Annotated in this window: 13 protein-coding genes; 10 read left to right on the top strand and 3 right to left on the bottom strand. The window is 64.6% G+C overall.

The genetic code is table 11. The features are described from left to right. Nucleotides 1-247: 247 nt before the first annotated feature. Complete coding sequence (locus G3N58_RS10805) at nt 248-682, bottom strand: DUF2778 domain-containing protein (protein WP_241017064.1); 435 nt, start codon at nt 680-682, stop codon at nt 248-250. A gap of 4 nt (nt 683-686) precedes the next feature. Continuing rightward, nucleotides 687-992, bottom strand: a complete 306-nt coding sequence (locus tag G3N58_RS10800) for a hypothetical protein (protein WP_205999148.1) — start codon at nt 990-992, stop codon at nt 687-689. A gap of 205 nt (nt 993-1,197) precedes the next feature. Here G3N58_RS10800 and mltG point away from each other — a divergent pair, with 205 nt between their 5' ends. The 10 genes from mltG (at nt 1,198) to G3N58_RS10750 (ending at nt 11,348) form a co-directional block, all read left to right on the top strand. Beyond that, the gene (gene mltG / locus G3N58_RS10795) at nt 1,198-2,208 is read left to right on the top strand and encodes an endolytic transglycosylase MltG (protein ID WP_205999147.1); all 1,011 of its coding nucleotides are present in this window, start codon (nt 1,198-1,200) and stop codon (nt 2,206-2,208) included. Further along, nucleotides 2,208-2,828 (top strand): dTMP kinase, encoded by a 621-nt coding sequence (gene tmk, locus G3N58_RS10790; protein WP_205991020.1) that lies wholly within the window; start codon nt 2,208-2,210, stop codon nt 2,826-2,828. The genes mltG and tmk overlap by 1 nt, the downstream gene beginning before the upstream one ends. A 107-nt stretch (nt 2,829-2,935) precedes the next feature. Continuing rightward, the gene (locus tag G3N58_RS10785) at nt 2,936-3,979 is read left to right on the top strand and encodes a DNA polymerase III subunit delta' (protein ID WP_205999146.1); all 1,044 of its coding nucleotides are present in this window, start codon (nt 2,936-2,938) and stop codon (nt 3,977-3,979) included. A 64-nt stretch (nt 3,980-4,043) separates the two neighbouring features. Further along, entirely contained in the window at nt 4,044-4,559 is a 516-nt protein-coding gene (locus tag G3N58_RS10780) for a GNAT family N-acetyltransferase (protein ID WP_167038219.1), read from the top strand. Between the two features lie 142 nt (nt 4,560-4,701). After that, on the top strand, nt 4,702-5,493 hold the full coding sequence (locus G3N58_RS10775; RefSeq protein WP_167282858.1) for a TatD family hydrolase: 792 nt from the start codon (nt 4,702-4,704) through the stop codon (nt 5,491-5,493). A gap of 51 nt (nt 5,494-5,544) precedes the next feature. Beyond that, nucleotides 5,545-6,300, top strand: coding sequence for an ankyrin repeat domain-containing protein (locus tag G3N58_RS10770; RefSeq protein ID WP_167038215.1), 756 nt, complete (start codon nt 5,545-5,547; stop codon nt 6,298-6,300). Nucleotides 6,301-6,542: 242 nt separating this feature from the next. Next, nucleotides 6,543-6,899 (top strand): Rap1a/Tai family immunity protein, encoded by a 357-nt coding sequence (locus tag G3N58_RS10765; RefSeq protein WP_167038213.1) that lies wholly within the window; start codon nt 6,543-6,545, stop codon nt 6,897-6,899. A gap of 159 nt (nt 6,900-7,058) precedes the next feature. Then, nucleotides 7,059-8,300, top strand: a complete 1,242-nt coding sequence (locus tag G3N58_RS10760) for a mechanosensitive ion channel domain-containing protein (RefSeq protein ID WP_205989346.1) — start codon at nt 7,059-7,061, stop codon at nt 8,298-8,300. A 209-nt stretch (nt 8,301-8,509) separates the two neighbouring features. After that, nucleotides 8,510-9,922, top strand: a complete 1,413-nt coding sequence (gene otsA, locus G3N58_RS10755) for an alpha,alpha-trehalose-phosphate synthase (UDP-forming) (protein WP_205999145.1) — start codon at nt 8,510-8,512, stop codon at nt 9,920-9,922. A gap of 358 nt (nt 9,923-10,280) precedes the next feature. Beyond that, nucleotides 10,281-11,348: a glycosyltransferase family 4 protein gene (locus G3N58_RS10750; RefSeq protein ID WP_167038209.1), complete on the top strand. Its 1,068-nt coding sequence runs from the start codon at nt 10,281-10,283 to the stop codon at nt 11,346-11,348. Between the two features lie 116 nt (nt 11,349-11,464). Here G3N58_RS10750 and G3N58_RS10745 read toward each other — a convergent pair whose 3' ends face one another. Beyond that, the gene (locus G3N58_RS10745) at nt 11,465-12,052 is read right to left on the bottom strand and encodes a YSC84-related protein (protein ID WP_167038207.1); all 588 of its coding nucleotides are present in this window, start codon (nt 12,050-12,052) and stop codon (nt 11,465-11,467) included. Between the last annotated feature and the right edge of the window lie 367 nt (nt 12,053-12,419).

Raw genomic sequence — 12,419 nt, 5'->3', positions numbered from 1 at the left:
AACAAGGGCTCACAGAAAATTTCGTGTCACTACAACGCATCGACAACCACGGACGCCAAGTGTTTGATCTATAAGGTGCTCTGGGTCGAAATTGCCTCAAATTCCGGCCGGAAATGTCGAACTCGGGAGTTCCATACCGGATTTGAAAAATTCAAAGGCGTATCCGGATGCATGATCCACCATATTGCATTGGCAAAGATGGCCAGCGCGAGGCATGGGCCGACGGCGAGAAAAATCAGAATCCTTTTCATGCCACAATCAATTCGTCATATACTTTAAGCCGCGACCCGGCAATGGGTACTTTCGGCGTGTCGGTAAATATAGAGCGGATACGATTCCAGTCAGTCAGCCGTTCAATCGTTACGCAACCCTCGCTTCTCCCCAGTCTTCCTTTCGGGTGCAGCCTGAACTGGCCGCGAACGATGCCATTGCAGATAACCTCGTCGTCGATATTCCCGTCGATGGCATAGAGCGAATACCATTCGCCCTTTTTATTGCCATTCAGGTCAAGCCGCTCCTTTAGCGGACCGAGGAGGCCGCCCGACTGCCGATCAAAAATGTAGTAGCGGGCGATGGGAATGGCACCATATCCCGGCGTACACATGAGAGCAGGTTGATTGATGTCATTTTCCTGGCCGGAAAAAGCCGGAAACGATAAAGCACCGATTTTTAATTCGCTCATCGGCTTACCATTCAATTTGAATGAGCATTGAAGCATCGGTTCCCCGGATTGACCATTCGGTGCCAAATTCCGAATAGTCAGATGTGATAGGCGGACGCATTGTATCGGCGTATTTTTTTGAGAAGGAAACTGTTTCAGGTTGGATTCGTTGCGCTGGTATTCTCGCGGTCTCGAAACGCGTCAAACCGGGAAACGCGGGGCAATGCATCGGTTTCGAGCCGGCTCCGTCGGCTGGATCGGCAGGCAGAGCCGCCTTGCGCTCGCGCTTCCAGGCGTCGGCTTCGCGTGATAGCTTGTCGATTCGGGTCACTTCGGGTCGCCCGGCGTCGAGGTGGTACAGTGACTCCGGGCCCGCGGCTGTGACTATCTCGTGTCCACCTCTATACAATACGGGCCAATACGGACCGAAAAAACCCGCAAGGGCCGCAAGACGGCGCAGTCTCCATGCCGATCGGCGCGAGGCTTTCCCGTTGAAAATCAGTTCGTTGCAATCTAAACGCTAATTCTGTCCTGACGTGTCCCTTCTGAAGAAATGCTTCATTGCCGGCGCAGTCGTCGTTGTGCTGGCCGCGGCGGCCGTCGCCGCTGGATATCACTGGGCCACGAGCCCGCTCGAACTGAACCCGGCGCAACTCGACGTCACCGTCAAACCGCATAGCAGCCTGCGCAGCGTCACGTTGCAACTCAAGCGCGGCGGCGTGCCGCTCGAACCCGAGCTGTTTATCGCGATGACGCGCGTGCTCGGCCTGCAAAGCGAACTGAAATCGGGCAACTACGAGTTCAAGAGCGGCGTCACGCCCTACGAGGTGCTGCAGAAAATCGCACGCGGCGACGTCAACGAATACGTGGCGACGATCATCGAGGGCTGGACCTTCAAGCGCATGCGCGCCGAGCTCGACGCGAATCCCGCGCTCAGGCACGACACGGCCGGCATGAGCGACGCCGACCTGATGAGCGCGATCGGCGCGCCGGAGGCGTCGATCGGCAACGGCGAAGGGCTCTTTTTCCCCGACACCTATCTGTTCGACAAGAACACCAGCGACCTCGACATCTACCGCCGCGCGTACCGTCTGATGCACGTGCGTCTCGACGAGGCGTGGCTCGCGCGCGCGCCGAACTTGCCCTACAAGACGCCGTACGATGCGCTGACGATGGCCTCGATCATCGAAAAGGAAACCGGCAAGCCGGGCGACCGGCCGCTCGTCGCTGCGGTATTCGCGAACCGCCTGCGCGCGGGCATGCCGCTGCAGACCGACCCGAGCGTAATTTACGGAATGGGCGAGAGCTACACCGGCCACATCAGGAAAAAAGACCTGCAGACCGACACTCCCTACAATACCTACACCCGCATGGGCCTGCCGCCCACGCCGATTTCGCTGCCGGGCGTCGCGTCGCTGCAGGCGGCCCTGAATCCGGCGCAAAGCAACGCGCTGTACTTCGTATCGCGCGGCGACGGCGGCAGCATTTTTTCTGACACGCTCGGCGAGCACAACAAGGCCGTGGACAAATACATTCGAGGACAATGATGGCGCGCGGCAAATTCATTACGTTTGAAGGCATCGACGGTGCGGGCAAGACCACCCATCTGGGCTGGTTCCGCGAACGGCTCGAGGCCAGGATCGCGGCGACCGGCCGCTCGGTCGTCATGACGCGCGAGCCGGGCGGCACGCCGCTTGGCGAGCAGATTCGCGAGATCGTGCTGCATCAGAAGATGGACCTCGAAACCGAGGCGCTGCTGATGTTCGCGCTGCGCCGCCAGCATCTGGCCGAGGTGATCGAGCCGGCGCTCGCGCGCGGCGACTGGGTGCTGTCGGACCGTTTCACCGATGCGACCTTCGCCTACCAGGGCGGCGGCCGCGGCTTGCCGCGCGACAAGCTGGAAGCGCTCGAGCGCTGGGTGCAGGGCGGTTTTCAGCCCGACCTCACGGTGCTGTTCGACCTGCCGCCCGCCGTCGCGAACGAGCGGCGCAGCGCGGCGCGCAATCCGGATCGCTTCGAAAGCGAGTCAGCGGCGTTTTTCGAGCGCACGCGCGCCGAATACATGCGCCGCGCGGAAGAGGCGCCGTACCGTTTCGCTATCATCGATTCGTCGCAAAGCATCGCGCGTATCCAGAAACAGCTTGAGGAATTGATTGCAGTTCTTTGATTTTTAAAGAATATAATTTCAAGCTTATAACGTTGTGCGAGCGCGTACCGTATTTGAGGACAAATCTCGGGAAGCGCTGTCAACCCACTGATTCAAAAAGAGAAACGATGATCTATCCGTGGCAAGCCGATGACTGGAACCGCCTGCAGCAGCTGCGCGGCCACTGGCCGCACGCGTTGCTGCTGCATGGCCAGGCGGGCATCGGCAAGCTGCGTTTCGCGCAGCACCTCGCCCAGGGGCTGTTGTGCGAGGCGCAGCAGGCCAACGGCGAGCCGTGCGGCGCCTGTGTGGCCTGCAACTGGTTCGCGCAGGGCAATCATCCCGATTACCGCATCGTCGTGCCGGAAGCGCTTGCCGCCGAAGCCGGCCCGGCCAACACCGCCAATGCCGCCGACGAGAAAGCCGACAAGGCCGACGCAGACGAAGGCAAGAAGACCCGTACGCCGAGCAAGGAAATCAAGATCGAGCAGATTCGCGGTCTGCTCGATTTCGTCGGGGTCGGTTCGCACCGCGGCGGCGCACGCGTCGTCGTGCTGTATCCGGCCGAAGCGCTCAACGTCGCGGCTGCCAATGCCTTGCTGAAGACGCTCGAGGAACCGCCCGCGGGGGTCGTATTCCTGATGGTGTCGGCGCGCATCGACCGGCTTTTGCCGACCATCATCAGCCGCTGCCGCCAATGGCCGATGAGCGTGCCCGCGCCCGAGGCGGCCACGCAGTGGCTCGCCGCGCAAGGCGTGGCCGATGCGCCGGCATTGCTCGCCGAAGCCGGCGGGGCGCCGCTCGCGGCGCTCGCGCTCGCCAGCGACGAAAACCGTCCGCTGCGCGACTGGACTTTGAAGCAACTGGCGGCCGGCGCCGGGTGCGACGCGTTCGCCTGCGGCGAGGCGCTGCAGAAGCTGCCGGTGCCGCTCGTGCTCGGCTGGCTGCAACGCTGGATGTACGATCTGCTCGCGCAGCGCACGGCCGGTGCGCCGCGTTATTTCCCGCAGGCGTCGGCGGCGCTTGCGCAGTGCGCGTCGCAGGCCGAGGCCAATGCGTTCGCGCGCTTTCTGCGCAGTGTGACGCGCCAGCGCGCGGTCGAAAACCATCCGCTGAATGCGCGCCTCGTGTTCGAGGAACTGTTTATCGGCTATCGCGCGCTGTTTGCATAACACCTTTTTTGGCCTTTTTGCGCTGTTTTCCCGTCTCCACGTCAACGTTTCAAGCCAACGCACCATGAGCCTTTCCTACCGCGACGCCACGCTCGACGATCTGCCCGCGATCGTCGCCATCTACAACTCGACCGTCGCGTCGCGGCAAGTCACCGCCGACCTCGAACCGGTCAGCGTCGAAAGCCGGCTCGCGTGGTTTCACGCGCATGGCCCGCAGAAACGTCCGCTGTGGGTCGTCGAAGATCCGCGCGCGCCGGGCCGCGTGATCGCGTGGCTGAGCTTTTCGGATTTCTACGGCCGCCCGGCCTACCAGCGCACCGCCGAGGTCAGCATCTATCTCGACGAAAGCGCGCGCGGCCAGGGGCTCGGCAAACAGTTGCTGGCCGCGTCGCTCGAAGCGGCGCCGGGCCTCGGCATCGACACGGTGCTCGGTTTCGTCTTCGGTCACAATGAGGCGAGCATGCGGCTTTTCCGCGGCTTTGGCTTCGACGTGTGGGGCTCGCTGCCGCGCGTCGCGGTGCTCGACGGCGTCGAGCGCGATCTGGTGATTCTCGGCAAGCGCCTCGCGCAGGCCGGCTAGGCAAAGCCAGCGGGACGGGCGAGCGAGGCGTGCAACCGGGCAAGGCTCCGCAGCCGGCCGCGGCCGCGCCATGTCCTGGCTACCTGATCGTCCGCCCGTCCGCCGGTCAGCTCACCAGCCCATTTTTTCGCAGGACCTCATCATGTTTGTCGACTCGCACTGCCACATCAACTTCGAAGGACTCGCGGACCGTCTGCCGCAAATCCTCGAAAACATGCGCAGCCATTCGGTCACGCACGCGCTGTGCGTGTCGGTGGACCTGGAAACGCTGCCGTCCGTGCTGGAGATCGCCGCGCGCCACGACAACGTCTACGCGTCGGTCGGCGTGCATCCCGATCACGAGGACATGCGCGAGCCGAGCGTGGCCGAACTGGTCGAGCTGGCCGCGCATCCGAAAGTCGTGGCGATCGGCGAGACGGGGCTCGACTATTACCGCCTCGAAGGCCGCTCGATCGCCGACATGGAGTGGCAGCGCGAGCGCTTTCGCACGCACATCCGCGCCGCGCACGCGACGAAGAAGCCGCTGATTATCCACACGCGCTCGTCGTCGGAAGATACGCTGCGCATCATGGCCGAGGAGCGCGCGGGCGAGACGGGCGGCGTCATGCATTGCTTTACCGAGCCGTGGGCCATCGCCGAGCAGGCGCTCGCGCAGAATTTTTACATCTCGCTATCGGGCATCGTCACGTTCAAGAACGCGACCGAGGTGCAGGACGTCGCGCGCCGCGTGCCGCTCGCGCGCCTGCTGATCGAAACCGACTCGCCGTATCTCGCGCCGGTGCCGTATCGCGGCAAACCCAATGAACCTGCGTACGTAAGTTATGTCGGACGCTTCATCGCGCAGCAACGCGAGATGTCGGACGAGGCGCTGGCCGCCGCGACCACGCAAAACTTCTTCAGGCTGTTCGGGATTCCGGCGCCGGTCGGCGCTTGAGTGTAAAGTCGAGTAACATCAAATGGATAGGGAAGTCTCCTAAAGCAAAACATGAAAAATATTTCGATGTCGTCCGCTGCTTTCCAACCCGCTTCGGCACCGGCCGCGCGCCGTGGCGCGGGCCTTGCCGCGGCGTTCGCGCCGGTGCGGCGCGCGGCGTTTGCCGCGACGCTCGCCTGCGCGGCGCTGACCACGCTGGTCGCCGCGCCCGCGCAGGCCGCACCGATCGACTCGCTCATCAAGGCGGTCAAGTTCGACGACATCGACGGTGTCAACAAGCTGATCGCGAAGGGCATGGACCCGAACAGCGTCGACAACCAGGGCATCCCGCTGCTCGTGATCGCCGCGCGCGAAAAGTCGGACAAGGTGGGCGCGGCGCTCGTCGCGAATCCCAAAACCAATATCGAGATCGAGGACAAGTCGGGCGAAAACGCGCTGATGATGGCCTCGCTTGTCGGCGACATCAACTTCGTGAACCTGCTGCTCGCGAAAGACGCCGAGGTCAACAAGAAGGGCTGGGCGCCGCTGCACTACGCGGCCGCGAACGGTCATGACGACATCGTCAAACTGCTGCTCGATCACTCGGCCTACGTCGACGCGGGTTCGCCGAACGGCACCACGCCGCTGATGATGGCCGCGCGCGGCGGCCACATGTCGACGCTCAAGCTGCTGCTCGACAACGGCGCGGATATCGGCGTGAAGAACCAGATCGGCATGACCGCGCTCGATTTCGCGAAGCAGTACAAGGAGCCGGACGCCGTCGAAGGGCTGACGGCGCGCATGCAGCAGGCGCAGCAGCAGAAGTAACCGGCGGCGAGCCGGCACGGGCAGTGTGCGGCGCAAACTCGCCGTGGGTGAATCAGCCGATGAGTTCGCCAGTGAATTAGCCAGTGCGCCCGGTTGGTCGCCGCCATTTGCCGGTGCGTGATGGCGGCCTGCCTGCTGCCGTCGCGTAAAACAGTGCAGAATGACGATCTCGGCGCGCCACGCGGTGTGCCGTCTGGACGCGGCGAAAGACCGCGTGATAAACAAACCTGGAAAGGAGCACCATGCTGCGGGCTTTGATTTTCGCCGGCGCGCTTGCTTTGCCGCTATCGGCAGCCGCGTTTACGGGAGGCGACCTCAACAAGCTGTGCACCAAGACCGACGTGGCTTCGCGCAGCGCATGCGCGGCCTATATCGAAGGCGCGGCTGACGGCATCTTCAACACGATCGATGCGATCGGCGGCACCACCGGTCCGCGCGTCGGCCAGTATTTCTGCCTGCCGGCGGACGCACGCTCGGCGCAATTGACCGACGCGGTGCGCCGGTACATCGCCGACAATCCGAACGCCGCCGGCTACAACGCGAGCACGGCGATTTCGCTCGGACTCGGCAAGGCGTTTCCCTGCCGAAGCGGCGGCTGATCCGCCGCGCCGGGCCTTCCGCCCGGCATCCCGGTAGCCCGGCAAACGCGCGCCGGGTGCCGCGGCGGCCGTTCTCCCTCAGGCGGGAGCGGCCGCCCGGGAAGTGAGTAGTCCCGCAGGCGTGCCGCCGTCGCTCGAGCCCGGAGGAAGATGCCCGTTATGCCTACTTTCGACGACTTCAGCCGCGTGGCCGCCGCGCCGCTGCACTCATGGCTCGGCGCGCTGGTCGTCACGGCCATCGTGACGGTGGTGGCGATCGGCTTTCATCGCTTCGGCTCGCGCATCGTCATGCGCATCGCCGAGCCGCATACGCTCACGAGCGTGGTGCTGCGCTACATCGACAAGCCGACCCTGTTCGTCCTCGTGATCTTCGTCTTCGCGTGGGTCTGGTCCGAGGCGCCCGATTCCCTCCATTTCATCGAACCCGTACGCGACGTCACCTCGATCGCGCTGATCGCCGCGCTCACGTGGCTGTCGGTGCGATCGGCGGCGGCGATCGGCGAGGCAATCATTCGCGCCCATCCGCTCGATACCGCCGATAACCTGCAGGCGCGCCGCATTCACACACAGGCGCGCGTGCTCGCGCGCTCGGTGATGATCGTGATCGTTATCGTCGGCATGGGCGGCGCGCTGATGACCTTGCCGGGTGTCCGGCAGATCGGTGCGAGTCTGCTCGCATCGGCCGGGGTGGCCGGTCTCGTCGCCGGTATCGCGGCGCGGCCGGTGCTCGGCAATCTGATCGCGGGCTTGCAGATCGCGCTTTCGCAACCGATCCGCCTCGACGACGTCGTCGTGATCCAGGGCGAGTGGGGGCGTATCGAGGAAATCACCGGCACGTACGTGGCGGTGCGTCTGTGGGACCAGCGCCGCCTGATCGTGCCGCTGCAATGGTTCATCGAAAACCCGTTTGCCAACTGGACGCGCAGCAGCTCGCAGATCATCGGCACGGTGTTTCTGTTCGTCGATTACCGGATGCCGCTCGCGCCGCTGCGCGAAGAGCTGGCGCGCATCGTCGAGCACGCGCCCGAGTGGGATCGCCGCGTGCAGGTGCTGCAGGTCACCGAGGGCACCGAGCGCGCGATGCAGTTGCGCGCGCTCGTCAGCGCGTCCGATTCCGGCCTCGCGTGGGATCTGCGCTGCCGCGTGCGCGAAGGGCTGCTCGATTTCATTCAGCGGCACTATCCCGAGTACCTGCCGCGCGCGCGGGCCGAGGTGTCGGCGGAACCGGAAAGCGGCGACGGCGCCCGTCTCGACCGGCTGCCGCGCGGCAGGCAGGCGCCGGCCGGCAGCACGGCCGCGCATACCGAAGCCGATCCGGTGGCGAGCCGCGTCGGCCGGCCGGAGGGCACAGCCGATGCCGCTGCTCTCGCTGCAGCGAGGAAGGCGCAGGAGCGGGCTTAGCCACGCGCTGGTTCGTGCTATGGGTACATTTGGGTAGGGCTTCGGCTGAGGGGCGCCCGGCAATGCAAGCCGTAGCCGTAATCGTTCGCACGGACCGACCAGCGCAATTCGACCAGGCACACGGTTTGCTGTCCATGCGTGCGCCGCGTCCACAGCCGCGAACGAGCCGGACCGGCGCGCATCCCGGCAACCCAAGGAGGATAGGCAAGATGGGCCGACTGATCGTCGTGTCGAATCGCGTCGCGACGCCGACGGAGACCAAAGGATCGGCGGGCGGGCTCGCCGTCGGCGTATTCGGCGCGCTGAAGGACGCGGGCGGCGTCTGGTTCGGCTGGAGCGGCGACGTAGTCAGCGAAACCGTCGCCAATGCCGGGCCGACGCTCGACCAGGACGGCGCCGTGACCTTCGCGACCGTCGGCCTCACGCGCAAGGACTACGACCAGTACTACCGCGGCTTTTCCAACGCGACGCTGTGGCCCGTGTTCCACTACCGCAACGACCTCGCGCGCTACGAGCGCGAGGAGTATGCGGGCTACCGGCGCGTGAACGCATGGCTCGCGCACAAGCTCGTCAAGCTGCTCGAACCCGACGATATCATCTGGATTCACGACTACCATCTGATCCCGTTTGCCGAGGCGCTGCGCAACGAGGGCGTCGCGAACCGCATCGGCTTCTTCCTGCATATTCCGTTTCCCGCGCCGCAGATCCTGCTCAACATTCCGCCGCACGAGGAGCTCGTGAAGTCGATGTCGTGCTACGACCTGCTCGGCTTCCAGACCGCCACCGACCAGCAGGCGTTCCACGACTACGTGGCGCGCCATGCGCGCGGCACCGTGAGCGCCGATGGCGTCGTCGAGGCGTTCGGGCGCAAGCTGCGCACCGGCGTCTACCGGATCGGCGTGTTCCCCGACGAAATCGCCGTGCAGGCGAAGCGCTACGAGAGCCGCCAGCATGTGCTCGACCTCAAGCAGAGCCTCGAAGGGCGCAAGCTCATCATGAGCGTCGACCGGCTCGATTATTCGAAGGGGCTCGTCGAGCGTTTCCGCTCGTTCGAGCTACTGCTCGAACGCTCGCCCGAATGGCGCGGCAACGTCACGCTCGTGCAGATCGCGCCGCCGACACGCTCGGACGTCGCGACCTATCAGAAGATTCGCCAGGACCTCGAATACGAAGCAGGGCGCATCAACGGCCGCTACTCGGGCCTCGACTACACGCCGATCCGCTACCTGAACCAGCAGTACGACCGCTGGAAGCTGATGTCGCTGTTCCGCGAATCGCAGATCGGCTTCGTCACGCCGCTGCACGACGGCATGAATCTCGTCGCGAAGGAGTACGTCGCCGCGCAGAATCCCGACGACCCCGGCGTGCTCGTGCTATCGATTTTCGCGGGCGCGGCTGCGGAGCTCTCCGGTGCGCTACTCGTCAATCCGCACGACTCCGTCGGCATGTGCGAGGCTCTGCAACGCGCCTTGCAGATGCCGCTCGACGCACGCCAGCGGCGCCACGAGATCAACATGGCGGCGCTGCGCAAGAACGACCTCGGCGTGTGGCGCGACACCTTTCTCGACGATTTGCGCCGCGTGCCGCTGCGCAAGCCGGGCGAGGGCGGCGGACATGGCTAGGCGCGGGCCGCCTGGCTCGCCCGACCTGTCGTCTTCGGCCGCCCGCTTGCGCGCCGCGTGCCGGGCGGGTTGCGGCCCCGCTTTGTCGTCCTGCCTGGTCGTCCCGCTTTGCCCCCCTCGCTACACTTCGCCGCGCCCGTCACCGGATGTAAGCCGGGTGTAACAGCACCGAGCAAATGCAAGACCGGCGGCTTTTCCCTGGCCGCCAGGAAATAATGAGCCTTGTCCGACGATGTGCGAACGATGGACGCCTGCCTGGGCGAAGCGCGCATTGATCGCGGGTAACGGCGCTGTCATACTCGGCGTCGCCGGCGCGCACCGCCACGAGGCGCAAGCCGCCGGCTCATGGAGACAGACTATGAAGATTGCGCAGATCGCCCCGTTGACCGAATCCGTGCCGCCGAAACTCTATGGCGGCACCGAGCGCGTCGTGTCGTACATCACCGAGGCGCTGGTCGAACAGGGCCACGACGTGACGCTGTTCGCGAGCGGCGACTCCGTCACGAGCGCGAAGCTCGAAGCGGTTTGGCCGCGCGCGCTGCGTCTCGACCCGGGCATTCGCGACCGCATCGCGCCGCATATGCTGCTGATGGAACTCGTGCGCCGCCAGGCCGAAGAGTTCGACGTGCTGCACTTCCACCTCGACTATTACTCGTTCTCGGTCTTCAAGCGGCAGGACACGCCGTTCGTCACGACGATGCACGGCCGGCTCGATCTGCCCGAGCAGCAGCCCGTGTTCGACACCTTCAACACCGCGCCGGTGATTTCGATCTCGAATGCGCAGCGTCATCCGCTGCCGCAGGCGCGGTGGCTCACCACCGTCTATCACGGCTTGCCGGAGCAGTTGTACACGCCGCAGCCGGTCGAGCAGAAGTACCTCGCGTTTCTCGGCCGGATTTCGCCGGAAAAGCGCGTCGATACCGCGATTCGTATCGCGGGGCGCTGCGGCATGCCGATCCGCATCGCCGCGAAAGTCGATGCGGCCGACCGCGAATACTTCGAGCGCGAGATCCGGCCGTTGCTCGATCTGCCGTATGTCGAATACATCGGCGAGATTGCCGACGGCCAGAAGGCCGAGTTTCTGTCCGGGGCGCACGCGCTGCTGTTTCCGATCGACTGGCCGGAGCCGTTCGGCCTCGTGATGATCGAGGCGATGGCGTGCGGCACGCCGGTCATTGCATTCAATCGCGGCTCGGTGCCCGAAGTGCTCGAAGACGGCGTGACGGGCTTTATCGTCGAGGACGAGATCGGCGCGGTCGCAGCGGTGGCCCGGCTGCACAAGATGCCGCGCGCGGGTGTGCGGCGCCGCTTCGAGGAGCGCTTCACTTCGCACCGGATGGCGCGGCAATACGTGGAGGCGTATCAGTCGGTGATTCGCGCGCAGAAGCGCTCGCGCTTCAAGGTGATCGATACGTCGGGAAGCTGATCTTCGCCGGCGGCGAGGCTGACTGCGGAGCGGTGAAGGGGGAAAAGAAAAAGCGGCGGTGCATCGACAGACGCACCGCCGTTTTTATGGCCGCACTAGCGCATTCGGACCCGCGCTCAGATCTTCAGGCGCGTGACCTTCGTACCTTGCAGCGACACGTCGCCCATCAGGCCCGCGTTGGTCATGACGAAGACCTCCACCGGGGCCGTGGCCGTGTTCGTGTCGATCGCGCCATTCGCACCGACCTTCACGAGCGCGACCGATGCATCGGCGCCGGCCGACCAGCCGTCCGCGTTGCGGAATTTGTCGAGCGAGTCCTGCGTCATGAACATGAAGATGAGCGCCTTCGACTGCGCGCCGGCCTGCAGGCCGAACGAGCCCGACACCGTGCTGTAGTAGCCGACCGTGGCACCGCCCACGCGCAACGCGCCTTCGCCATACTGGCCGCCGACGATGAAGCCCGCCTGCAGCACCGAAGGGAACACGAGTACGCCGCGCGCCTTCGAGACCAGCTCACGCGAGCCCGGTACGGTGGTGAACAGCTTGGACATCGTGCCGTCGACGCTGGCGTCGATCGATTGACGCTTCGAGGCGTTCGTGGCGGCGGTGGGATTGCTGTTGCCCGTCGTCGTGCAGCCAGCGAGTGCAAGGCCTCCGACAGCGAGTGCGGCGGTCGTCTTCAACATGAAGTGTCGTCTTTGCATCGTTTTTCTCCATTTTCTTCATCATGGATCCGTGGCGCAACCGCGAATGGCTTCGCCCGGTCGCTTTTAAGTTATAACACAGGCGACGCATAAAGGCGTGTGGCATGCGCATGCGAAAGCCTTATGGGATGGGGCTTTGAGGCCGATGGAGACCGACCGGCGAGTAATTTTGACTGGCTTCGAAGGGCGCAATGGAGGACATGGAAAACCTCCAAAGGTGCTGCGCGAGCGGGGCGTGGACGTATTGACGGCGAGATGCGCGCTGCGTACCGCGATCCTGGCGATGCGCCGGCGAGGCATGGACGAAGCGACACGGAGGCCCGTTTTTACCGATTTTCTGCGCAATGCGTGACGCGATTGGCATCGC

The sequence above is a fragment of the Paraburkholderia sp. Ac-20342 genome (genome assembly GCF_017104985.1).
Classification (GTDB): Bacteria; Pseudomonadota; Gammaproteobacteria; order Burkholderiales; family Burkholderiaceae; genus Paraburkholderia.
Note: the sequence above shows the minus strand (reverse complement) of the source record. Positions and strands in the feature narration are given on the sequence as shown.